At 34.7% G+C, this 24,322-nt stretch carries 18 protein-coding genes; 13 read left to right on the top strand and 5 right to left on the bottom strand.

Annotated features, from left to right (window positions below; all coding sequences use genetic code 11):
* Nucleotides 1–17 precede the first annotated feature (17 nt).
* The 3 genes from Q763_RS10980 to Q763_RS10970 form a co-directional block, all read right to left on the bottom strand.
* On the bottom strand, nucleotides 18–1,289 hold the full coding sequence (locus Q763_RS10980) for a sensor histidine kinase (RefSeq protein WP_035134187.1): 1,272 nt from the start codon (nucleotides 1,287–1,289) through the stop codon (nucleotides 18–20).
* Nucleotides 1,282–1,959, bottom strand: a complete 678-nt coding sequence (locus Q763_RS10975; protein WP_035134184.1) for a response regulator transcription factor — start codon at nucleotides 1,957–1,959, stop codon at nucleotides 1,282–1,284. Before Q763_RS10975 ends, Q763_RS10980 begins: the two co-directional genes overlap by 8 nt.
* Before the next feature lie 101 nt (nucleotides 1,960–2,060).
* The gene (locus tag Q763_RS10970) at nucleotides 2,061–3,290 is read right to left on the bottom strand and encodes a DUF2254 domain-containing protein (protein ID WP_035134182.1); all 1,230 of its coding nucleotides are present in this window, start codon (nucleotides 3,288–3,290) and stop codon (nucleotides 2,061–2,063) included.
* A gap of 434 nt (nucleotides 3,291–3,724) precedes the next feature.
* Here Q763_RS10970 and Q763_RS10965 point away from each other — a divergent pair, with 434 nt between their 5' ends.
* Nucleotides 3,725–6,571, top strand: coding sequence for a TonB-dependent receptor (locus Q763_RS10965; protein WP_035134180.1), 2,847 nt, complete (start codon nucleotides 3,725–3,727; stop codon nucleotides 6,569–6,571).
* Nucleotides 6,572–6,679: 108 nt separating this feature from the next.
* Here the strand turns inward: Q763_RS10965 and Q763_RS10960 are convergent, their stop codons facing one another.
* Complete coding sequence (locus Q763_RS10960) at nucleotides 6,680–7,750, bottom strand: zinc-binding dehydrogenase (RefSeq protein WP_035134178.1); 1,071 nt, start codon at nucleotides 7,748–7,750, stop codon at nucleotides 6,680–6,682.
* 360 nt (nucleotides 7,751–8,110) lie between these two features.
* On the opposite strand from Q763_RS10960, the gene Q763_RS10955 reads away from it, so the two are divergent.
* The 3 genes from Q763_RS10955 to Q763_RS10945 are packed head-to-tail and all read left to right on the top strand — an operon-like array spanning nucleotide 8,111 to nucleotide 11,249.
* Nucleotides 8,111–9,361 carry a DUF5690 family protein gene (locus tag Q763_RS10955; protein WP_052123412.1) on the top strand — a complete coding sequence of 417 codons (1,251 nt, stop codon included), beginning with the start codon at nucleotides 8,111–8,113 and terminating at the stop codon, nucleotides 9,359–9,361.
* A gap of 40 nt (nucleotides 9,362–9,401) precedes the next feature.
* Nucleotides 9,402–10,562 (top strand): TIGR03364 family FAD-dependent oxidoreductase, encoded by a 1,161-nt coding sequence (locus Q763_RS10950; protein ID WP_035134176.1) that lies wholly within the window; start codon nucleotides 9,402–9,404, stop codon nucleotides 10,560–10,562.
* 3 nt (nucleotides 10,563–10,565) lie between these two features.
* Nucleotides 10,566–11,249, top strand: coding sequence for a phosphonatase-like hydrolase (locus Q763_RS10945; RefSeq protein WP_035134175.1), 684 nt, complete (start codon nucleotides 10,566–10,568; stop codon nucleotides 11,247–11,249).
* A 44-nt stretch (nucleotides 11,250–11,293) separates the two neighbouring features.
* On the opposite strand, the gene Q763_RS10940 is transcribed toward Q763_RS10945, so the two are convergent.
* On the bottom strand, nucleotides 11,294–11,872 hold the full coding sequence (locus Q763_RS10940; RefSeq protein WP_035134173.1) for a helix-turn-helix domain-containing protein: 579 nt from the start codon (nucleotides 11,870–11,872) through the stop codon (nucleotides 11,294–11,296).
* Between the two features lie 250 nt (nucleotides 11,873–12,122).
* Between Q763_RS10940 and Q763_RS10935 the strand changes: the two genes are divergently transcribed.
* The 9 genes from Q763_RS10935 to Q763_RS10895 all read left to right on the top strand — a co-directional run bounded on the left by Q763_RS10935 (nucleotide 12,123) and on the right by Q763_RS10895 (nucleotide 24,316).
* Complete coding sequence (locus Q763_RS10935; RefSeq protein ID WP_052123395.1) at nucleotides 12,123–13,934, top strand: alkaline phosphatase family protein; 1,812 nt, start codon at nucleotides 12,123–12,125, stop codon at nucleotides 13,932–13,934.
* A 238-nt stretch (nucleotides 13,935–14,172) separates the two neighbouring features.
* Complete coding sequence (locus tag Q763_RS10930) at nucleotides 14,173–14,736, top strand: RNA polymerase sigma factor (protein WP_035134172.1); 564 nt, start codon at nucleotides 14,173–14,175, stop codon at nucleotides 14,734–14,736.
* 224 nt (nucleotides 14,737–14,960) lie between these two features.
* On the top strand, nucleotides 14,961–15,791 hold the full coding sequence (locus Q763_RS10925) for a FecR family protein (RefSeq protein WP_232297522.1): 831 nt from the start codon (nucleotides 14,961–14,963) through the stop codon (nucleotides 15,789–15,791).
* A gap of 44 nt (nucleotides 15,792–15,835) precedes the next feature.
* Nucleotides 15,836–19,102, top strand: coding sequence for a carboxypeptidase regulatory-like domain-containing protein (locus Q763_RS10920; RefSeq protein WP_035134170.1), 3,267 nt, complete (start codon nucleotides 15,836–15,838; stop codon nucleotides 19,100–19,102).
* A 418-nt stretch (nucleotides 19,103–19,520) separates the two neighbouring features.
* The gene (locus Q763_RS10915) at nucleotides 19,521–20,813 is read left to right on the top strand and encodes a hypothetical protein (protein ID WP_035134168.1); all 1,293 of its coding nucleotides are present in this window, start codon (nucleotides 19,521–19,523) and stop codon (nucleotides 20,811–20,813) included.
* Between the two features lie 85 nt (nucleotides 20,814–20,898).
* Nucleotides 20,899–21,750: a T9SS type A sorting domain-containing protein gene (locus Q763_RS10910; protein ID WP_035134167.1), complete on the top strand. Its 852-nt coding sequence runs from the start codon at nucleotides 20,899–20,901 to the stop codon at nucleotides 21,748–21,750.
* Nucleotides 21,751–21,842: 92 nt separating this feature from the next.
* Nucleotides 21,843–22,607, top strand: coding sequence for a hypothetical protein (locus Q763_RS10905; RefSeq protein WP_232297521.1), 765 nt, complete (start codon nucleotides 21,843–21,845; stop codon nucleotides 22,605–22,607).
* A gap of 19 nt (nucleotides 22,608–22,626) precedes the next feature.
* Nucleotides 22,627–23,988, top strand: coding sequence for a S41 family peptidase (locus Q763_RS10900; protein ID WP_052123393.1), 1,362 nt, complete (start codon nucleotides 22,627–22,629; stop codon nucleotides 23,986–23,988).
* Nucleotides 23,989–24,025: 37 nt separating this feature from the next.
* Nucleotides 24,026–24,316: a hypothetical protein gene (locus Q763_RS10895; RefSeq protein WP_035134164.1), complete on the top strand. Its 291-nt coding sequence runs from the start codon at nucleotides 24,026–24,028 to the stop codon at nucleotides 24,314–24,316.
* The last annotated feature ends 6 nt before the right edge of the window (nucleotides 24,317–24,322 follow it).

Here is a 24,322-nt window from a genome sequence, read left to right as displayed (position 1 = left end):
AGAAGGAAATCTGAATTTTAAAACTTTATGATAAAACTGTGTTTGTTATTATTAAACAGGTATTCAATTTGCCAGTTATTTACCTCGGTAATCCTTTTAATAATAGCTAACCCCAGTCCGTTTCCGGGAGAGGAAGGATCTGTTTTAGAGAATCGGTTAAATAGTTTTTCCTCATCCAGAGCTATACCGTTTCCTGTATTACTAAAAGTAAGGCTGTTTGTACCTGTAGTTATGGTAATGCTACCATTTTTTACATTATGCCTTATGGTGTTAAGGAAAAGGTTATTAATCAATACCTCAGTAAGTATTGGGTTTGCTGTTAAGGTAAGCTCATGAGAGAGCTGAGTATTTACGGTAATATGTTTTGAGTTTGCCTGCTCAATGAAAAAGTCAAGGTGTTTATTTATATAATTATTTACAGAAACCGATTCTTTTTCAAAGTAAGCTTCATTATCAATTTTTGATAAAAGTAACAGGTTTTTGTTTAGTCGGTTCAGTCTGGACACATCGTTATTTAGTGACTCCAATATTTCAAACTGGTCTTTAGTAAGGTTTTCAGCCTGTGATAAGTTGTCCAGTTTGGTTTGGAAAAGCGCTAAAGGTGTTTGTAGTTCGTGTGCAGCATTTTCCACAAACTCCCTTTGGTTTTTATAAATGGCCGTATTCTTTTCTATAAGGCGGTCAAGGCTTGTATTTAACTGGTTGAACTCTTCAATACCCGTATTTTGGAAATGAGGTTTAGTGTCCTTATCAATTTCAAAACTGCGTATTTGAGAAAGGGTATCATAAAAAGGACCCCACAGGTTTTTAGCCAGCCTGTTTGAAAGGTATATAATCCCAAGCATTAAAATCAAAATAATCAATAGGAACATAAAAGCTACGGTATATACCATATCTTCCATTTCAACCAGATTGTTTTTCTCTATATAAGTGTAGTGTTTGCCATTTATTTCTATAGGAGCCCAAAGTTCCCTGAAAGGTTCTGACTCATTAGCAAACGGGTCAAAGTATATGGTGCCGAAAATTGAGTCTTTTTGTACTCCGGTATCAGGGACAATTTCAACATCTCTGTTGTATTTGTTCCATATTTCTATGTCCTTTTCAGAGAAGCTCCCATTATGAAGTTCATTTTCTACAAAGGCTTTTTTATGAAAGGAAAGTATTTCGTCGGTTTCATATACATACAGCCAATGGCTCATAAAGTAGAATAACGGAGCACATACTATTAATATAATTACTGAATAGCGTAGAAAACTGCGGGTTGTTATGTTGAGTAGTTTTTTATTCATCGCTCCATTTGTAGCCTAGTCCGTATACGGTTTTTATATAATCTGCACTGCCTGCTTTTGCCAGTTTCTTTTTAAGGTTTTTGATATGGGCATAAACAAAATCGTGATTATCCAGCATATCTGCCATATCACCCGAAAGGTGTTCGGCAATTGCACCTTTAGAGAGTACTTTTCCCTGATTTCCTATTAGAAACAGCAGTAAGTCTATTTCTTTTTTGGTCACCTCTAATTTAGTATTATTTACAGATACCGACTTAGATAAAATATCTACTGATATTTCATGAAAGGAGATAATGTTGTTACCACTAAAGTTCTTGCGGCGTATAAGGGCCTGTATTCTTACCAGTAATTCTGATAAATGAAAAGGTTTGGTTAAGTAATCATCAGCGCCAAGTTGTAAACCTTCAATGCGGGTATCAAGTGTTTCTTTGGCAGAAATAATTATTACACCATCTGTTTTTTGAAGCATCCTTAATTCACGAAGTATCTCAAAGCCATCACCATCGGGCAACATTAGGTCCAGTAGTATACAGTCGTAGTTGTATAACTCAATCTTTTCCATAGCTTCTTTTGCTGTTGCTGCCGACTCGCATATAATAGCATTAGGAGTCATGTATTCAATAATACTGTTAGCAATTGCAGGCTCATCTTCTATAATCAGGATTTTCATACTGCAATTTAAACAAATAGATTTTGAATTAATTTTGAATTTTTCAGCAGAAGTAAAATTCTAGTTCATGGTATTATCTTTAATAATTTGGTGTGAGCTGTTTAGAGTTTATTCTTTTCTTTCAATTCTATTATCTTAAACTGAAAATTATCAAAAAGATCCTGATAGCTATTTTTAATATCTCTTTGCTTTAATAGTATCATAGCGTTTAACATTGCTTCCTGTATAAACTGATCATTTTTACCATAATTCCATATCGGAATGATACATGTTTCAAACATTTCTCTAAAACCGGATGACGGGCAGTATATACGGGGCATATCTTCTTTATCGGTATAAACTTCAGGCAATTTACTATATAAGCGACTGGCTAATACATTAACAAGAGCATTGAGGCTCAATACAGCAGTTGCAGGGTCGTTTATTCCCGGGCTCAAAGCTTTAATAGCTACTTCGCTAAGTTGCAGGCAACCATAATCGGCATTTAGTTCAATAGGCTGGCCATTATATAAGTCTACAGTTGCTATTATCTTTTCTGTCATTTCCTTAGTTATGTGACTTTCGGTAAATACTTCCATTACCGCAATATCCTTTAACAAAAAACTACTGCGTTTACAGCGAAAATGAATCACTAAATTGTTCTCCATAGCTATTTTAAGAAGATTTTCGGTGTCAAATCCCTGAAAATAACCTGACTGCGGCATTGCTATATTTATACCTGCTAACTGGTATTGTTCATATTCTGCAACTTCGGTTTTAAACGTATTAGATATTGCTGTAAGTGTTTTGCGTTCTATTCTTTCTATAACTGTTTCATACTTTACTGTCTTGGTAACATAATCCAAAAAGTAAATGAAAAGGAAAACAGCTATCACCGTAAGAATAATAAGCAAGTAAATACTTAGGGATGGAATTGTAATAGAATCACTTGTATCCCGTATTGTTGATAATATAGCAAGAGCATACACTATGGTACCAATATAATAACCCAGTACAACCTGTTGAAAACGATTTTGAATCATACTGGTTAATACCCTGTTACTCATTTGCGATGCAGCCTGATTAAGCACCACCATTACCATTGTAAAACTAAAAACAGTAAGAGAAAGTAGTGCAGCTGCTATTGTAGAAGCGATTGACCTTGCTGTGCTGGCATCTTTTAATTGTAGCCAGCTGTTGCCTGATTTAAGTTTAGTGCCAAAAGATGATAAATCAACCTCCAGCATAATGATCGATAATATTAAAAAACACACAGCAATTATACCCGGTAAAAAAGCAATACTGTTAATGATTCTTGTGTAAAGTATTCTGAATTTGTTTTTAATATTCATAAGTATCCTGATTGTTGGTATATCAAGATAGAAAAAATATACAGATTTTCAATTTCATTTAGTTTTTGTTTATGTGTTTTTTATTAATAAAAAACATTATTTACCGATATAGAAATATACTGTGACAAAAAGGCTCGTTATAATAAATAATTTATAAATATTTTCTATCTCCCTTTAAAGTCTTTATTACTATAAATATTGTTTACTATATGTAAATAAAAATGTTTTAGAAAATTTCTACTGTTTTTTTATGTTTATTCAAATATAGTTTGTCATTATTAGTATTTGTAATAAATCGGCAACCTTTCTTAACATTTTTCTTACCTAACATTAATGTCTTGTTAAGGATTTCTTAAAATCAAAAAGTTTACAATTATTAAAAAATAGTACAATTTTGCTTCGAAAATTTTACTAATACTAATAATTCAAACACAATGAGAAAAATTACAATGCTTATAAACGGTATGCTTTTATTGCTGTCGTTTGCTTCTTTCGCCCAAAAGGGAGGGGTTGAAGGAAGGGTTTTAGATGGTGATTTCCCCTTGCCCGGGGCAACAGTTTCGATCAAAGGAATTCAAAAGTCTACGACTACTGATTATGATGGGAATTTTACTATTACTAACCTTCCTGCTTCCAACTACGAAATTACTGTAACTTATATAGGTTATGAAACTTACACCGGACAGGTAACTGTTGAAGCCGATAAAATAAACAAGATTACTGCAATAAGTCTTGTACCAAAAACCTCAGAACTTGATGAGGTGGTAGTATCATCTTCAAGAAGGTTAAGTGAGGCAAAAGCATTGAATATTCAGAAAAACTCATTAAGCATAGTAAATGTAATTGCTGCTGATGGTATTGGTAAATTACCGGATAGGAATGCTGCCGAAGCTGTACAGCGTATACCTGGGGTGTCTATTGAACGTGATCAGGGTGAAGGCCGTTATGTTGCCGTACGTGGTTTACCTGCCGAATGGAGTTCTACGACCATGAATGGTAACAGGTTACCAACAGCAGCCGATGAAGGTGCAAGTCGTGCTACTGCATTCGACTTTTTCCCAACAGAGATGATTGGTTATGTACAGGTGGCTAAAGCTCTTACTCCGGATATCGATTCTGATGCTTTAGGTGGTAGTGTAAACTTTATTACTAAAACAGCCCCTTCTAAATTTACTGTAGATGCTACAATTGGTGCGGGTTATAACCAAAAATCAGACAAAGGTATTTATAGTGCGTCTGTATTGGTAGGAGATAAAAGCAAAGACGGTAAATTTGGGTATATTATGAATATAGCGCAATGGAACCGTAACTGGGCTTCAGATAACTTTGAAGCAAGAAGATCGGGAGATGAGGGTGTATACAGGCTGGAGTTAAGGGACTATGTAGGGGTAAGAAAAACAACCGGATTTAACGGTGGTTTTGAATTTAATCCTAACCAAAAAAATAAGCTTTTTGCTAAATTAAACTACGGTAAACTTCTTGATGAGGAAACACATTATAAGCACCGTATCCGCTTTGATAAATTTAAAGAAGACAGCGGTACAGGACGTATTGAACTTCAAAATATACGAAACGACCTGAACTTTGAATTTTATGCAGGCGAGCTGGGTGGTAAGCACGTAGGTAATAACGGTGTGCTTGACTGGAGTGTAGGACATTACAGTACAGAATTTTTTTACGGAAATATTCCTGATTCACAAAACAACAGTTACTATACTATTTTCTTTAATCAGGATGGTGTAGGGTTTAATCCGGCTTATATTGAAGACAGAGGTAACGGTCCGCGTGCTTACTGGGATACAGACGGTGGGTATATGAGTACAGGTAATATGTTTGATTATTTATCTGATCCTAACTTTAAGGATAGCCCCGATCAAATGAAGTTCTCTACACTTGAACTCTACAAGGTAGGTGTAAAAGAGCGCGATAATATTGTTGCAATGATAAACTATGAGTTTGATGCTAATGATGATTTAAAACTTAAGTTTGGTGGTAAATTCAGAGATAAGGACAGAAGAGCAACTTTTGCTGATGAGTTTTATAACTGGAGCGGTAACGGTGCTGCACCAACACTGGCAGATTATTCACAATACACAATCAATCAACCGGGAAGAACTGATTATTTAAACGAACTGAATACTAATATTGGTAACAGTTTCGGGCCGGTACTTTCTGAACAGGGTATGAACCAGTTTTACTACGACCACTTTGGGAATGGTAATCTAACGTTATCAGAAGGAAGTTCTGAAATACTGGCAAACGGTGGAGGTTTAGGTAGAAACTTTGATGTTGATGAGACTCATGCATCTGCCTATGGTATGGCGACTTATAAAATAAATGAGAAGTTTACATTTTTAGGAGGTATTAGAGCTACTAACACCCACACAAAAGTAAGTGGTTATCAGTTTGATGTTACTGATGAAAATCCTGACGGGGTAGTGTCTAAAGTAACTAAAACTAAAAACTATCTTTCAATATTACCTATGGTACATTTAAAATATGCTGCTAATGAAAACACTAACTTAAGATTAGCTGCTACAAGAACATTCTCAAGGCCTGATTTCGGTTATCTGGTACCGGGAGGTACTTATGTATCGGCAGATAATGAGTATGAAGGAGGAAATCCAGATGTGAACCCAACATACTCTTACAACTTTGATTTAATGGGAGAACATTATTTCGGTAAGCTTGATGTGGTATCGGCAGGAGTATTCTACAAACTTATTACAGACCCTATATTCCTTGATACAAGACAGGGTAATATTAACGGACATACAGGTGTAGAGATTTCTCAGCCTTTAAATGGAGATAATGCATGGTTGTTTGGTGCTGAATTCAGCGGTAATAAAAAGTTTGATTTCCTACCGGGCTTTTTAAGTGGTTTTGGTGTACAGGCTAATTATACTTACACAAAATCTGAAATGAAAATACCGGGTAGAGAGGGTAAAACATCTTTACCAAGACAGGGTGATCATTTAGTAAATGCACAGCTTTACTACGAAAAAGGTGGATTTAATATAAGGGCAGCTTATAACTTTAAGTCTAAATATATTACAGATCATGGTACAAGCGGACTAAGTAGGGACGATGTGTATTATGGAGATTATTCGGCACTGGATGCAAACGTTTCTTTAAAGGTAAGTAAGCATATTACTTTGTTTGCAGAGGTTAATAATCTTTTAAATCAGAAGCTGGAATATTATTATGGAGACCCAAGCAGACCTAAGCAGGTGGAGTATTATGGCGTGAGAGGTCAGGCAGGGGTAAAATGGAGTTTATAGATTCTTGTTTTAATATGCGTGTTTAGGTTTAATCAAAAGCCGGTTCTGTTAAGAACCGGCTTACCTTATTAAAAAAGCCTCTGAAAAACAGAGGCTTTTTTAATTTTATTATTGTTTTATACCTACGCGGTAATGTTCACCATTATTAGCTGCTTTAAATGCTGTTGTTAGTTCATTTAAATTATATTCATCACTAACTAAAGATTCAAAAGGATACGTATTGTGATTTTCAATTAAGAACAAAATAGCTGTTTTAAGGTCTTCGGGAGTGTAATTATGTAACCCCTTTATAGTGATAAGGTTTCTTACAATCATTTCGGCATTTACCTGTGTTGGTTTTTGATTGTAAACTGCACCAACCCAAACAGCCGTACCACCTATATTTAATACTGATAATCCTGTTTCCATTGCCGATGGTACTCCGGTAGTATCAATCACAACATCAATTTTGTCATTATCTGTAAAATATTCCTCAGCCTGGTTTGAAGTAAGTGTTCTATTTACACCAAAACTTTTAGAAAGCTCAAGTCGGTTTTCATTAATATCCATACAATACACATTTTTGGCTCCGTTATTTTTAGCCATTGCACAGGCAGACAGTCCCAACATTCCGGCACCTGTTACCAGTACGTTTTTATCGCTTAGGTTTCCTGCCAGTCGCATGGCTCCGGCAATGGTAGCATGAGTACAGTTTAACGGAGCTAAACTTTTAACGTTTAAATTTTCGGGTAATTTAAAAATGGCTGTACCTTTTCTAAGTACGCAATGGGTAGCAAAACCACCGTTTAATGTATCGGTATCACTAAGTGTATGATGCCCATATTTATAGAGATTTGGTGATTTTTGTGGTATCCCTTTTTCTGCCATCGGGTTGTTTTTATCAAAAGCATATACTGCCCATGTTATTAAATCACCCTCTTTAAGGCTGTTGCCAAGGTAATCGGTCGTTATAGTATCGTCAATACTAATTATTGTACCTATTATTTCATGACCTAAAATACAGGGAGCAGGAGATTGCCTTCTTCCGGTATAAGTATGCAGGTCGCTTGTGCATATGGTTGTATAGGTAATTCGTACAACAATTTCCCCTTCATTTGCCTTAGGTATTACTATAGATTTTTCATCAAACTCTTTATTAGGTTCGCTAAAAACCATAGCTTTTGCAGTGGTGTTTTTCATAGTCTTTTTGTTTACTATTTGTAATTTTTTTGATTTTGTATTTAAAACCTTTTAATACTATGTTTAATAAGTTTACAAATAAACATATTTTATAAAGCATTTAATTCCTAATGTACTAAATTTAATATAGATAGGTACGGTTTTTTCATATTTATTTTTATTTAAATCCTTGTTTTTCAGTGGTTATTGTGATTGTTTGACTTTTTTTTAAAGTTTTACTATTTGTAAAAATATTAACTATTAATTTACTTTAAGTTAATATATGTATAGCTTTCTAATTCTATTTTTGTTGATGTAGAATTAATCGAAGTAATTTTGAAAACAGTATATAAATTAACTAATAGTAAAAAAATAAAAGACATGTCCACAGTGTGGATTATGCTATCGGCTTTTCTTTGTTATACCGGTATGTATGCTGTAAGAAAATCATTTTTGGCGGGGCAATACCAGGATCTTGATTTTGGGTACGGACTGGATGCAAAGACTATTTTGGTTATAAGCCAGGTTATGGGGTATATGCTGTCAAAGTTTTTAGGTATAAAACTAATATCAGAAATGCCTAAACATAAAAGAGCAAACTGGCTAATTGGTTTTGTACTGTTTGGGCTTTCCATGCTTGGATTATTTTCTATACTGCCAAACGTACTAAAACCTTTGGCTTTGTTTTTAAACGGCCTGCCGTTAGGGATGGTTTTTGGGGTGGTTATATCTTACATAGAAGGCAGGAGGAATAGCGAAATGCTTGCCGCGGCACTAAGTGCTACCTTTATATTTTCTACAGGATTGGTAAAAACAGTAGGGGTTGTGCTAATGCAGGATTATAGTATTAGCGAATACAATATGCCGTTTTTTACAGGCTTGTTTTTTATGCCGTTATTTATAATAGCCGTATGGATGCTTAAAAGGGCTAAAGACCCATGCAGTATGGATGTTGAGGAAAGAAGCGAAAGGGTGCCTATGTATGCCCGTGAACGCAAAGACTTTTTAAAACAAAACGGATGGGGTTATTTTGGGCTTGTGGCTATCTATATACTGCTTACTGTAGTTAGAGACTTTAGGGATAATTTTATAGTTGAATTTTGGGCAGAACAGGGGTATTCTCAAGCTCCGCAGGTAATAACCCTAACCGAAATACCTGTAGCTGTCATAGTGCTTGTTATTACAGCTATGGGTATACTTATACGAAATAACAGTAAAGCCTTTAATACGGGTATGTGGCTTACAATTTCGGGGGCTGTTGTTATACTTGTTTCTACCATGCTTTTTGAAAAAGGTTATTTATCACCTGTATTTTGGACCATAATAAGCGGTATAGGGATTTATCTGCCTTATATACTGTTTCACTGCCTGTTGTTTGAAAGGCTTATTGCACTGTTGAGCTACAGGGGTAATGTAGGCTTTCTGTTTTATCTGGCAGATGCCTTGGGGTATCTTGGAAGTGTAGTAGTGCTTATTTTAAAAGAGGTAACAGGTTTTAAACAAAGCTGGGTAGCCTTTTTTACAGGGCTTAATATTAAAACGGCAGTACTGGTGCTAATAATATCATTACTAACCATGCTTTACTTTAACCGGAAGATTACGGTTGTAAAAATCCAGAGTGCTACCGCATAACTTATCTGAAAAAGAAAAATCCATTTAACTACTTAGTGTAATGAATACAAAATATGATTTAATAATTGTGGGCGCAGGGGCTTTAGGTACTTTCCATGCCTATCATGCAATGCAAAACGGACTAAAAGTTGCTTTGCTTGAAAAAGATAAAGCCCCAATAAGCGCTACAGTACGAAATTTTGGTCAGGTTGTACCATCAGGGATGGATACCAAATGGCAAAATTACGGAAGGGAGAGTCTTAAAATTTATAATGAGATACAAAGCACCTTTGATATTTCAATACGTAATAACGGTTCGGTTTATCTGGCATCAAATAACGATGAAGTAAGGCTTATAGAAGAGCTTCATCAAATCAATAAAGGGAACGATTATGAGTCGGTTTTACTTACTAAACAACAGTGCCTTGAAAAGTATGAGGGACTTAAAGATGACTACGTAAAAGCAGGCTTGTTCTTTCCGCAGGAAGTAACTGTTGAACCGCGTGTAATGATTAACAGATTACTGGAATACCTGATTAACAATAAATGGCTTGAGTTTTATAACGAAACTAAAGTAGTGAGCTGCGAATCTAAAGGAGATAAAGTTACTGTTGTAACAGCTAAAAATAAGGTGTTTGAAGCCTCGAAGGTTATTATATGCTGCGGATCTGAATTTAAAACATTATACCCTGAAGTTTTTGAGAAAAGTGATATTGAGGTTACTAAACTTCAAATGATGCAAACAAAACCACAGGGGAATTACAAACTAAACGGATCTATACTTACAGGGTTGTCCATACGCAGATATGAGGCTTTTTATGAGTGTCCGTCTTTCAATGAAATAAAGAAAAACGAGAATCCTGATTCGTTAGAAAAGAAATGGGGAGTGCATATTCTTTTCAAACAGGCCACAGATGGTTCTGTAATCATAGGGGACTCCCATGAGTATGCCGATGCGGCTAATATTGATGACCTTGGCTTTTACCTGAATATGGATATTGATGAGTTTATGCTTGCAGAGGCAAAAAAAATATTTAACCTGCCTACGTTTGAAATACAAAACAGATGGTTTGGAATATACTCTCAGTGTAAAAACCATGATATTTTTCAGCATACCATTGATAATAATATTCATATCGTTACAGGTATAGGCGGAAAGGGAATGACTGGAAGTGCCGGATTTTCAAAAGAGAATATTTTAAAAATTTTCAATAAAAATTAAAACATGACAGATATTAAACTGGTGGTTTTTGATATGGCAGGAACTACCGTTAATGAGGATAATTTGGTTTATAAAACAGTACAGAAAGCGATTAATGACGAAGGGTTTAATGTTACTTTAGAGCAGGTTCTTGAACATGGTGCAGGTAAAGAAAAACACAAAGCCATAACAGATGTTTTAACAGCATGTACGGGTATTTACAATATAGCTGAAGTCGCGAATAAAGCTTTTGCTAATTTTAAAATAATGCTTGAGAAGGCTTACAATGAAGGTGAGATTAAAGCTTTTGACGGTATGGAAGACTTTTTTACCGAGCTACATGATAACGGAATTAAGATTGTTCTTAATACCGGTTATGATTTTAAAACAGCGACCAAATTAATGAACAGGCTGGAATGGAGAGTAGGGAAGCAGGTGGACGCGCTAATCACATCGGATGATGTGGTAAACGGACGGCCTCACCCTGAAATGATTAATATGGCAATGGAGCTTTTTGGTATTGAGAATGCGGCTCAGGTACTAAAAGCAGGTGATTCTGAAATTGATATTATTGAAGGAAGAAACTCTGGTTGCGGACTTACAATAGGCGTACTAAGCGGGGCACAAACACGTGAACAGCTTGAACTGGCTCAGCCCGATTATATACTGGATAGCCTTACAGGACTAAAAGCAATACTGTTTAAATAGTGAGTTTCAATTCGTTACTTAACCCGCCTTTTTAAAGAGGTGGGTTATTCATTTTTATGGAAAAAGAAATAAAGCACCAGCATTTTAGAAGGAGCATTGCTTCTGTTTACAGGTACGTGTGGTATACGTCCGTCAAAAAATATGGAATCTCCCTCTTTTAACAATACTTCTTCCTCACCAATAATGTACGAACATTCGCCCGTTAAAATATATTTAAACTCATAGGCATCGGTTTCAACCTTACCGCGTTCTGAGTTAGGCATTACCTCAAGCAATACAGCCTCAAAACCAACAGATGAAAGCTGTTTGCCAAAAAGGAAACGGTATTCAAATCCCTTAGCTTCATCTTCTTTTTCAATAACAGTATTCTCTTCCTTTCTGGAAACTATAAAGTTGTTTTTGTCCGATTTAGGCAGTCCGTTAAAGAAGTCAGATACCTCTATACCCAGTGCCTGTATAATATTAAGTAAAACTGGTAGGGAAGGGATGGTTCTTCCGTTTTCAATACGCGATATTAGTCCGTTACTTACATCAGCATTACCGGCTACGGTATTAATAGTAAGTCCGTTTTTTTTTCGGATTTCTTTAATGCGTTTTCCTAACCCTATGAGATAATCTTCCATTGATGCGGTTTATTGGTAATAAACGTCAAATGTCTTAAAACCTTTATTAACTTCAAAATTAAATTTTGTTTTAGGTTTAAAATGCTGTAATACTGTTGATTATTAAGAAAAAATAAATGATTTGTTTTTAAACGGTTTAGTTAATGTTAAGGATATTAATAATAGTTTAAAAAAGTGATTCAGAGTAATATGATTTTTAATATTAGTATAATTTTAAGGTATAAAAATTACTAATATTAAAAATTTAATTATGAAATCAACACCAATTATTTTTAGTTTACTGGGGATATTTCTCCTTTTAACTGCATGTTATGAACCTGATATGACCACAAATGAAACAGACGTAAACCTTAAATCTACCGCTGTAAAAAAAGTGCTTGTAGTGGGTATAGACGGATGCCAGTATGAAAAAATAAGTAATGTAGATACACCTAACATGGATGCTTTTAATATGACAAAAGCATTTGCAGGAGGTATTACAGGTACATCGTCAGAGCAGGCTACTTCAAGTGGTCCGGGTTGGATGAGTATACTTACCGGAGTATGGGTAAACAAACATGGGGTGCCAAATAACAGTTCGGGTACTTATAAGTCGCAGGCAAAAAGTGTGTATCAATACATAAAAGAGGCTAACCCGTCACTAACCATATCAAGTATAGCAACATGGTCACCAATTCATGAGTTTTTACAGGATCAGATGAGCTTTGTGGATCATAGGTATGATGGAGGAGATGACGATGATGCTTTAAACAGGGCGATTTATGAAGTGAACACCAATAGTCCTGATTTTCTTTTTGTCCATTTTGATAATGTTGACCACGTGGGGCATGCTTCAGGCTTTTCAACTTCTTATAACAACAGTATTAAGGATATGGATAACAGGTTGGGTCAGCTTATGAATGCCGTTAATCAACATGCACAACAAAACAATGAAGACTGGTTAATTATCCTTGTTACTGATCACGGAAGAGAGCCTTCAGGTGGTTATTCTCACGGCTCACAGACTGAAAGTGAAAAAACTATTTTCATCGGTATGAATAAAGTAGGGAATGAAGAGTTTACATCAACTGTAAATCAGTTGCCAAATCAGGCTTTTAACGGTATATATGGTTATCCTTCACAAACATCTGTTACTCCAACTGTTTTATCGTATTTAGGAATTGATATTGATGCTAACTGGCAACTGGAATCTACTTCATTAGTAGGAAGCGTAGGTCCTAGAAAAGTAATGTTTAATACGAACAATGATTTGTTCTGGTATTCACAAAGTCCGGCAGATGCCCAGATTTACAGAAACAATGAACTTATAGCTACTGTCCCTGCAACACAGGGAAGTTATTCAGATTCGGGAGCTTCTTTCGGAAAAGTAAATTATACTGTAGTTGTTGATGGTCAAACAGGCTCTGTTCAAAAAAACAATTCAAAAATCATAGCTGGTCTTGACTGGAATGATGCGCTTGATAATGTAGCTTATTTCTTTAGGAGTGATATGAGCTATGTAAAATATAATAAATTATCTGACGCTGCCTATAGCGGTTATCCTAAACCAGTAGACAACAGTACATGGTCTGGTCTTGACAGCTATAAAGATAAAATCAATGCTGCTTTTAAATGGAGCAACGATAAAGGCTTTTTCTTTTTAAACGATGGAACTTTTTTAAGATATGATATGAATAACGATGCGGTAGATGGAGGTTACCCAAAACCGATAAGCAATAGCACTTGGCCAGGGTTAGAAGGATATGGCGACAAGATAATTGCAGCGGTTAAATGGAATCAGTCAAGAGTTTATTTCTTCCTTAATAACGGTACTTATATACGTTACAGTATTACAAACGACAGTATGGATGCCGGATATCCTAAGCAAATAAATAACAGTACATGGCCGGGAGTTGGTAACTATGCTAACAATATAACTTCTGCAGTAGACTGGAGTGCACAGTACTTCTATATATTTTTAGATAATAATACTTATATAAAGTATGATAAGTATTCTGATTCGGCTGTTTCGGGTTATCCTAAGCCTGTAAATAACAGTACGTGGCCGGGACTAATGAATTAATTTTTTAGTAGTTAAATACTTAAATATAGAAGCCCTTGTATAGTAACTATTGTACAAGGGCTTTGCACAAATAAGCTGAAATATCATTTTGTATATTTCTCAAAACTACTCAACTAATAATTCATTTACTTATATATACTTGACTTCCCTAAACATTATTAAATCTTTAAATGTCCTTATAGCTTAATTGTGTAGTGTCTATTCTTTTAATTTTGTTATAAACCTCACCCACTATATTATGGATACTGATTTGATAATAAGATTGAACAATAGCGACGAATCTTGTTTTCAGGAAATTTATGAGCTGTATTCCTTTAAAGTGTATTGCTTCGTAAAGAAATATACAAAACAGAATGCTGATGCCGAAGATGTAACCCAAAACGTTTTTATTCATTTATGGAAGTATAGGGAGAGACTTAATCCGGAAATTCCTCTTGAGTCTGTTTTGTTTAAAAGTTCTAAACAGGAAATTTCCAAATGGTATAAAAAACAAAACAGGATTTTTACTTTAAACGAGAAAGAAATAATTGCCGAATTGGATGAATCCTATGATGAAGATGAGATAGCTGAGAAAATGCAGAAAATAGAGTATCTGCTTAATCAGATTCCGGAAAGGAGAAAAAAAATTTTTGTACTGCATAAATTTGAAGAATTAAGCTATAAGGAAATAGCCCTTCAAATGAATATGACTACCAGCGCAGTAGCAAATCAAATATCAAAAACCTTACAATACCTAAAAAAAAATTCTATAAACAGCAACGAGCTTTATTGGTTCATATTATTTTTTATTGACCAGTTGTAATGTTAATTAATTGTAATCAGTATTTTTTAGTGTATTTACATGTAAAATATGATTAGTGTCTTGTTTTTATGTTGTTTATGATGTTTTTTTCATTTTTAGTCTCTAATGTTTTATTAATAAATCTTTAAGTATACTTTTTACCCGTGACATTTCATTTCTGTATTAGCTAATGCTCTTATAATAGTATAAACCCCAAAAATTCCTTATAGGAAATGAAGTCGGAAATGAAAAAACAGTGGGATGATATTCCTTTAAAAGGAATGCTGCCTCAGGACCTTAAATTACGAATGTGGAAGAACATTCGAAAGGTAACAATCGCTAAAACCAAAAATGTTTACAGATGGATGACTGCTGCGTCAGTAATATTGGTAATGACAGCTATAGGTTATCAATTCTTTAATAGGACTGTTAATATGCAGCATATAGTAGTTATGCAAACATTTGATAATGATATTCGTCTTGTAAGGTTACCTGACGGAAGCCGTGTGTGGTTAAATGAAGGCACAAAGATTGAATATCCGGAAAATTTTGACGGAAGTACAAGAAATATTGTTCTTACCGGCGAAGCTTTTTTTGAAGTGGAGAAAGATTCCTCAAAACCCTTTATAATATCTTCAGGTTTAATTAAAACTACTGTTTTAGGTACTTCCTTTAATGTTAAGGCTTATAACGGAACTGTACCTCTTGTGGAGGTTAGAACAGGTAAAGTAAAGGTTGAAAACAAAAATGGTTCTATATTTTTAGTAAGAGGTGATGCAGCAGTATATATGCCTACAAGCGAAACTTTAGTTAGGAAAAAAGCTGAAAAATTAGAGCCTGATTATAAAAAGGAACTTCTTGATGTAGACGGTTTAACCCTTGAAGATGTTGTTACTCTTCTTCAAAAAGATTATGATTTTTCTGTAGAATATAGCACAAAGGATTTAAAAAAGCTTAAGATAAAAGGAACATTAGGAACAAAGCAGGGCATTACAGAGATGCTTAACACACTTGCTTTTGCCTTAAATCTAAAAGTTACAGAGACTGCAAACCACAGGTATATGCTGAGTAAGTAATACTTTAATATAATAACCAACACCCAACACAAATTATTAAGATTATGAACAACCCACATTCAGGGCAATATTTTTTTGCCTTTTGGATTTTATTTATCGGCTTATTTTTTAATATAACTACTGCGACAGCACAAACAGGTACAGTATCGGTAGAGTTTAAAAATGCATCACCTAAAGATATTATAGATAATCTTGAATCAAGAACTCCTTATCGATTTATTTATCAGGATAATATTAATCTTGATTCTCCTAAAGTTACTTTAAAAAAGGACAATGTTTCAATAGATGATTTACTGGAGGAGTTACAGGAACTTACCGGCTTAAATTTCAGGAGAAATGAGAATAATATTGCCATTAACAAACCTGATACTGAGGCTAAAAAAAAAAGATTACAGGGAATATCAGGAAAGATAGTAGATAATTACGGAATCGCTGTTTTTGACGCTATAGTTACTCCCTCTCCCGGAAATGTTACAGTTTTTACAGATGTTAACGGTGATTTTATCCTTGAACTCGAACCAGGGTTTTATGATGTGGAAATAACAGCTCAGGGTTTTGCCTCAAGATTTATTCAGAACATACCTGTAGATGCAGGAAGTTTAACACCATTGAATTTAGCATTGGAACTTAATCAAAACATCACACTGGAGGAAGTTACCATTACAGGACAACAATACAAATCGACAGAGTCTACAGAAGGACTGTTGCTTCAGCAAAAAAGGGCTGCCCAGATGTCTGACGGTATATCTGCCGAACAAATAGCCAGAACTCCGGATAATAATGTAGGGAGTACTCTTAAGCGAATAACGGGAGTGACAACAATAGATGACAGGTATGTAGTGGTGCGCTCTATGGGCGAGCGATGGAATCAGGCCATGATGGACGGAATTAGTTTGCCGAGTACTGAGGTTACTCAACAAAGCTTTTCATTTGATATTATACCCACTGCTATGGTACAAAGTATTGTGGTTAACAAAACGGCAACTCCTGATATGTATGCTAATTTTGCCGGAGGTAATATAGAGGTAAAAACGAAAGACATACCTAAAGAAAACTTCACAAGTATATCGATAAGTAACTCCTATAATAATAGAAGTACTTTTAAAGATTTCCTGACTAAGCAAAGGGGAGAGTACGATTATTTTGGTTTTGATGACGGTACAAGAGATTATCCTGATTTTCAGAGCTACCCTGTTCCTGTAAATGAAGCAGAATCAGGTCCGTTTTTTGAAGAATCTAAAAAATTTACTCAGGATAATTTTACAACTTATAAGGATAAGGCAATGCCTAATACCTCTTTTCAGCTTGCATTGGGACGGGTATATAACCTTAATGAAGACAGTAAATGGGGATTTTCAGGTTCATTATTGTTTAGAAATACACAAAGCAAACAGGTTATAGATCATACCTCAAGAGGGGTATTTAAACCTAATGCTGAATTTTTCCCTGAAGGAATAGACTACGATTTTGGTGATTATCAGGCACCGCTTGAATATCCTGTTTTAAAAAAGTATGGCTATAGGAATTCGGGAGCAATTTATACCTATAATTCCACACTTGCTGGGATGCTTAATGGAGGTATACAATTTGGGAATAATAAAATTACCATAAGAAACACTCTTATCCATATCTATGATAACCAGTTAACTCAAATAACAGGGTGGGACGGCTATGGTATTTCATATAATGAAATATTGGATGGCAGTACCCAGCCTATAACAAAAGAAACGGATTATCCTGTATATACTGATTTCTTTCAAACAAAGGTTGAAGGCAATCATCGCTTTAATGGGTATGAGTTTAACTGGTTTGGTGCAGTAAATTCCACAACAAAGAAAACTAAAGATGCTACTTTTTTAACGAATCAAAGAGAAAGGTTAGGAGATGATGTTTTGGTTTATACAGAAGTTTATAATTCAGCAAATAATGTTAAAAGGAGGAATTTTAATAATGATGAAATCGATTATAATATAGCATTAAATATTAATAAGTCGTTTAATTTTAATAATATAAAGAACAATGTTAAAATAGGCTATTTCGGTACTTTTAAAACAGCTACAAATAAACAGGAAAGTGCGAACTTACAGGTGATAGGGCAGAACTCAGACAGGGTAAGAGTATATAATCTTCATGAAACTCTGTCAGGATCCTATTATTACTATGGCGGCTTCGGTTGGTTAAAAACGGGTACGTACGGAAATCGTTATGAAGGTGAAGTAATAACACATTCTCCATTTATAATGCTGGACAACAGAATAGGTGATTTTTTAAGAATAGTTTGGGGTTTAAGGGCGGAGAGTTATGATTATAATGAGATTTCTAACCAAAGTGAAGCGGAAGATTTTGCTTTAACAGAGTCGCCAGACAAACTGTGGCAATATCTTCCTTCAGTAAACATAACATATAGCCCTGCAGAAAAAATTAATATTAGACTGGGATATTACAAATCAGTATTAAGACCCCAGTTTTCCGAAAGGTTACAAATACCATATTATGACCCTCTTTATGAGGCTAATATCATCAATTTCACTGCAAGGGGTGGTATACTTTCTTCTGTTGCAAATAATTATGATTTTAAGTTGGAGTGGTTCCCTTCTCTTGGGCAAATACTGTCTGCCGGGGTTTACTATAAAAAAATTGATGATCCTATAGAGAAAATTTCGAGTTCGCCATACGATAGCGCAACTAGGTTTATTTATACTACTAACTCTGATAAAGCAGAGCTTTGGGGGGTTGAAGCAGAGATTTTAAAGAATCTTTCCTTTTTAGGGGAAGGCAAAGCTCTTGAAAATATTTATTTGTATGCTAACGGGACAATTAATGAAACCACAGTTACCTCTTATGTTAATACAGACGGTACGGGAGGTTTATATGAAGCAAACAGACCTTTGTACGGACAATCTCCATATAGTTATAATTTAGGATTAGACTATATAGGCGACAGACTATCATTTAATATAAGGTATAACGGTAGCGGAGATCAATACCTTTTGGTTGGTTTTGATTATAAGGATGAAGAGATACGCAGACCGTATGCCGTTACAGATGCCCAAATAAGCTATAGGTTTTTTAAAGAAAAAAACTTTGAGGTAAAATGCAGTGCTCAAAACATTTTTGACAGGGTTTTGGAAACCTATAACAATCAAAACAGCTATTCTTCATTATCGGGAGAACAGGCAGGAAAAAACCCACGAGATCAGTATCAGTTAGGTATGGGAGCTACTAAAAATTATGATGAAGATATAGACCGTGTACTTTTCAGGTCGTATACGGGAAGAACTATAAAACTTTCTTTAACCTACAATTTTTAGGGGAATGTTACTTTAATGTAACTGCTTTACATCTATGATTAACAAACCATTAATTTGTAAAACAGACCGTGATAATCTAAGAGCTTATGGTCTAATATGAATAAATACGATAACGATTTAGGTTTAATTGTAATGTGTTTAAAAACTATTCCGGAAGGGCAGAGAAAATCAGGATTTAAAATTAGTAATAACTAATAAATAATTGCTGCCAACTGAAGCAATAGCCTAAAAGATATTACAGCCTGTGACCGGATAACCTTTCACAAAACAAAACCTATAGTGAAAGACGGAAGGTAATACAATAAGGCATGGATGCAGAATGCCTTAATAAAAAAAGGCCTGAGGAAAGTAAATTTGCTGCCTTTCCAAAGGCCTGGGAAATAGTGTAGCAGCAAATATACCAACTAATTATATTATTATGAAAAAATTTTTAATGCTGGCAGCTTCAACCTTACTGCTGTTCTCTTGTCAAAATGATGACGTTGCAGATTCTTCATTCACCTTACAGTCTGCAGGGGCAGATTATAGCGGCTATCCGGCAACAGTTCAAACTGTAAGTGGTAGCATAACAACTAATACTACCTGGACAAATGATAAAGTTTGGGAAGTAGAAGGAGTTGTTCGTGTAAAAAACGGTGCTACTTTAACTATCCAGGCTGGTACATTTATAAAAGCTAAACCTCTTGGAGCAGGAGTTGCAACTGGTGTACTTGTTGTTACTAAAAACGGTAAGATAAATGCTCAGGGTACAGCTGAAAGCCCAATTATTTTTACAAGTTACAATCTTCTTGATGGTGTTGCTTCTACTGTAGCTTCTCCTGGTGATTTTGGTGGTGTAGTACTTCTTGGTGATGCTCAGGTAAATAACGGTTCTACAACAAATATTGTGGAAGGATTAGGAGATCAGCCTACAGTTTCAGATTTTTATTTTGGAGGCACAAACAATTCACACGATGCAGGAGACATGGCTTATGTTCGCATTGAATTTGCAGGACGTATTCTTGATGCTGATGCAGGTATTGAAATTAATGGTTTAACATTTGGTGGTGTTGGTAATGGTACAAACATCAACCACATACAGGTTTCTTATGGTAGAGACGATTCTTACGAATTCTTTGGAGGTACTGTAAGCCCAACTCACCTTGTATCTTTTGCTGCTGATGATGATAACTTTGATTTTGATTTAGGTTATACAGGATCACTTACAAAAGCGATCGCTATTGCCGATAAAAATTCTACACACAGCCAAAGTGGCGGTAATCCGGATTCTAATGGTATTGAGCTTGATAACAATGCAGGAGGTACTTCTACAACAATCATAACAAGACCGGTAATTTCTGATCTTTCTATTGTTGGTGTAAGCTCTTCTTCAGACGGAGGTCTTTATGAAAATGCTATACACGTACGCAGATTGGGAGAAATTGACCTAACTAATGTAACTGTAACAGGTTATAATACTGGTATAAGATGGGAAAGCCCTTCAGTATCTTCTAATTCATCTTGGTCTGACTTTGATGCTCATGCTTTTGTAACTCCGGCTACTTCTTCATTAGGTTTTGGTAATGCAACTTCAACATCAAACCCTGCGCAGGCTTGGGGGCTTACTCAGCCATTCTTTAATAATTCAGGCTTTAGCCTTTCTGGTAATACAGGTGCTTTTGCTACTGAGTCTGGATGGACAACTGGATGGACAAAGTTCAGCGGCTTTTAATAGTTTATAGTTTTTGTTAATTAATACATAGTAACCAACCCGGCATGGGTAGTTTTCTACCCATGCCTTTTTAAACACAAATACAATGAAAAAAAATTTACTTCTGGCAATTTTTACTTTTATCACTTTTGGTGCATCGGCACAAATTACAGTTTGGGAAGACGATTTTAATGATGCCGATGTTTCAGACTGGACACTTATTGACGTAGATGAAAATTCCAGTAACTGGATGGCAAGAAAAAATTTGCAAATCAGTAATGAAGGGCTGCCTGCTGACGGGGAGAAGGATATTTTTGGTACGTATAATATTGATATGTCTACAGGAGGAGAACTTACTCCCGAGGAAAATAATTGGGCTATCAGCCCTGCTATAGACCTTTCCTTTTACGAAGGAAGCGGTGAACTTATAATTAATGCACAATCGGCTATTTATGGTGGAACAAATTTCTCTTTACCCGTTTATATTTCTGAATCTTCAGATATTGAAGAAATTATGGAGGGAGAGCCCGTAATTGTTAACTTGGTAAGAGGTAATAATGAAGGTGATTTTTTTGAGGACCATACCATTGACATCTCTGAGTATATAGGACTTGAAGAAGTATATATTGTTTTTGCAACTCCAAGTAATATGGGAACAGGTGTAGAGATAGATAAAGTAACCGTTACAGCACAAAATATTCTTGATACTAAAGATGTTAATATAACCAGGTTTAGTTTAAAACAAAACCCAGCAGAAGACTATCTTCTTTTATCTGCCGGAAATCAATTAGATATTGCAAACACTTCAGTTTTAATATATAATACTACAGGATCATTAATTAAGCAATCTGGCTTTGTTACAGAAGGAATGTATGTAGGAGATGTACCTTCGGGTGTATACTTTATGGTTGTTACAGATGGATCAACTACCGAAAAGCTTAAATTCATTAAAAAATAAATTATTGATTTTCTTTTAGCATCTAACTAAAATGCTGCCGGTAAGTTGTTTACCGGTAGTATTTTTAATTTAAATTTAATATGTTTAATTTATTGAAGAGATTTTTCCTTATCATTTCTTTATTATTGTTATTGTTATCATGCGATGATAATTTGCTCCCTTATTATGATACTCAGCAGCCGGGTGAAATAGTGATTAGAGGATATTCGGTTTCAGATTCATTGCAGGTAATTGTCGATGAAGCCCCCATTATTATTAACGAAAAATCGGTTTTCCTTAAATATATGGATAGCGACTATGAGTTTGTTTATTATAACGATAAGGCAAAAAATGTTGATATTGTAATTAATGAAACCTGGGAGATTCTTAAATCTTACAGTTTTACAAACAACAAACCATTTGATACACTTTCCTTTTTTTATAGTAACGGAACATATATCGATAATGTGCTAAGGTTTAAAAAAAGTGTTTTAAACGAGCAGGGGACTACAGGCTATAAGTTTATATTCCCTTCCCTAAACCGTTATTCCAACACAAATTATACCGGTCCATTAGACGGTATAATACGAAACACAAGTGGTACTGTACTTGGAACAGTAGAAAATATTACATCAGATAATTTTAGTTCTTTTAGTGAGTTTTCATTTTCATCTCCACCTATAATTAAGATGGAACTGGTTAAACATGGTACAACCGAATCATATATAGCGGGCAGGCAGATTTTGGTGACAATGGTTATGCAGGCAAATAAGTCAAGAATGATTGTTTTAGAAGAAAAGCAAGATGAATCAGGAAGCTTTTCAGGAGTTGATGGTATAGTTGACTTAAATGATTATTTTGAATTTGAAACAGAATAATAATTAAGACTAAAAAAGAGTGATAAATCATTATATAAATAAGGTATTAGCAGTTTTAATTTTAGCTTTATTTTATGTTTCCTGTCAAAAAGATGATGCTCCTGTTGTTTATAGTGCAGGAACTAATGAGTATAACAATCAGTGGATATATGAACAGATGAAAAGATATTATTATTGGAATAATGAAATTCCTAATAATACAGATTTGTCTCAGTTTCCAAAAGATTATTTTTCTTCATTGTTGTTCCATCAGGATAGGTTTTCCTATGTCTATCATCCATCAATACCCGAAAGTATTCCTTCTACATTGCGTTCCTCTTTTGGAATGGATATTAGCTTTATTTTATATGAAGGAAATGTTTATGGAGTGGTCTTGTATGTACTATCCGGTTCTCCGGCGCAGAATAATGGGCTAAAAAGAGGTCAGTTAATTACTACTATAAATAATATTCCAGTTTCCCAAGCCAATTACAATACATTATATGAAGCTATGGGTAATGCTGATAATGTTAGTTTTACAATTGTTGAATTTACCGAAGAAACCGGTTTTTCTCAACCTGTAGCCAAAGAGCTTACGAGTTATTATACTTTTTTACAGGCTCCGTTATATAATATTATTTCAATAGGTGATAAAAATATTGGCTATTTACAAATAAGTCATTTTGACGTAGGATTAGCTCAATCATTGCGGAATATTTTCAATGAGTTTAAATCTCAAAATGTTAATGAGGTAGTTTTAGATTTAAGGTATAACGGAGGAGGAGATGTTTCGTCGGCTACGGCATTGAGTATCCTTTTGGCTCCAAATATAGATCAGGATGATTTGTTCATTATTTTTAAGGGAAACCAAAATGGCGGAGAGATAAATCAGTCTTTTAAACAAGCTTTGGAAATGAATGAATTTAATGTTGATTTTAATCAGTTAAGGCAATCCAATATACTTTTAAACAGAGTTTTTGTTTTATGTGGTAAGAATACGGCATCAGCATCAGAGATTATCATAAACAACCTTAACCCATACATGAATGTCATAACAATAGGAGAGACTACAAGAGGGAAAGATATGGCAGGATTCCCTATTCAGGATAACAGACTGCCTGATAGCCCCGGTTGGACTATTTATCCCGTAATATATAAGCTTTATAATGCATTAGGACAGGGGGATTACAATGACGGAATTTCAGTAGATATTGAACTGGATGAACTTTCTCAAATTGAATTATTTCCGTTAGGAGATCAAATTGAATTACTTTTTAATGAGGCTATAAATAACATAACAGGCAGCTCCGGAAGGAAAGAAAGGGGGACGACCTCAGGATTACAAAAAACACATAATACCGACAGTTTTGTAATAATACCTAATATTTCAAACAACAAATAGTTTACAATTAAATTATACTAATAACTCGATAATTAAAATGCAGGGAATAAACGCAAAAGAACATCAGAATGTCATAGAGGCCTACAGGAAATTTGAAGAATTAGTGAAAATTGTTGAAAATAAATTACCACAAGATGAGGATAACAAAACGAGAAAGGGAATAGAAGAACTTCGTAATTTGTACTTTAAATTCCACTCACTTTTAAATGATTTAAGTCACTGTACTCAGCAATATGAACAAAGAAAAAAGACAGTTCAGAGCGGAATGTTCAAAAGTATTAGAAAAATGAAATCTCAATTAAAGAATAAAGGAGAAAAATATTTTTGAAATATA

Source organism: Flavobacterium beibuense F44-8 (genome assembly GCF_000769915.1).
Lineage (GTDB): Bacteria > Bacteroidota > Bacteroidia > Flavobacteriales > Flavobacteriaceae > Flavobacterium > Flavobacterium beibuense.
This window is presented reverse-complemented; position numbering and strand designations above follow the sequence as displayed.

Bases quoted from the DNA above. Each gene is read 5' to 3' on its own strand.
- Q763_RS10970 (WP_035134182.1), bottom strand. From the start codon at position 3,290: ATGAATATTAAAAACAAATTCAGAATACTTTACACAAGAATCATTAAC.
- Q763_RS10980 (WP_035134187.1), bottom strand. From the start codon at position 1,289: ATGAATAAAAAACTACTCAACATAACAACCCGCAGTTTTCTACGCTAT.
- Q763_RS10945 (WP_035134175.1), top strand. From the start codon at position 10,566: ATGACAGATATTAAACTGGTGGTTTTTGATATGGCAGGAACTACCGTT.
- Q763_RS10965 (WP_035134180.1), top strand. From the start codon at position 3,725: ATGAGAAAAATTACAATGCTTATAAACGGTATGCTTTTATTGCTGTCG.
- Q763_RS10940 (WP_035134173.1), bottom strand. From the start codon at position 11,872: ATGGAAGATTATCTCATAGGGTTAGGAAAACGCATTAAAGAAATCCGA.
- Q763_RS10960 (WP_035134178.1), bottom strand. From the start codon at position 7,750: ATGAAAAACACCACTGCAAAAGCTATGGTTTTTAGCGAACCTAATAAA.
- Q763_RS10915 (WP_035134168.1), top strand. From the start codon at position 19,521: ATGAAAAAATTTTTAATGCTGGCAGCTTCAACCTTACTGCTGTTCTCT.
- Q763_RS10950 (WP_035134176.1), top strand. From the start codon at position 9,402: ATGAATACAAAATATGATTTAATAATTGTGGGCGCAGGGGCTTTAGGT.
- Q763_RS10895 (WP_035134164.1), top strand. From the start codon at position 24,026: ATGCAGGGAATAAACGCAAAAGAACATCAGAATGTCATAGAGGCCTAC.
- Q763_RS10910 (WP_035134167.1), top strand. From the start codon at position 20,899: ATGAAAAAAAATTTACTTCTGGCAATTTTTACTTTTATCACTTTTGGT.
- Q763_RS10925 (WP_232297522.1), top strand. From the start codon at position 14,961: ATGAAAAAACAGTGGGATGATATTCCTTTAAAAGGAATGCTGCCTCAG.
- Q763_RS10920 (WP_035134170.1), top strand. From the start codon at position 15,836: ATGAACAACCCACATTCAGGGCAATATTTTTTTGCCTTTTGGATTTTA.
- Q763_RS10930 (WP_035134172.1), top strand. From the start codon at position 14,173: ATGGATACTGATTTGATAATAAGATTGAACAATAGCGACGAATCTTGT.
- Q763_RS10955 (WP_052123412.1), top strand. From the start codon at position 8,111: ATGTCCACAGTGTGGATTATGCTATCGGCTTTTCTTTGTTATACCGGT.
- Q763_RS10935 (WP_052123395.1), top strand. From the start codon at position 12,123: ATGAAATCAACACCAATTATTTTTAGTTTACTGGGGATATTTCTCCTT.
- Q763_RS10975 (WP_035134184.1), bottom strand. From the start codon at position 1,959: ATGAAAATCCTGATTATAGAAGATGAGCCTGCAATTGCTAACAGTATT.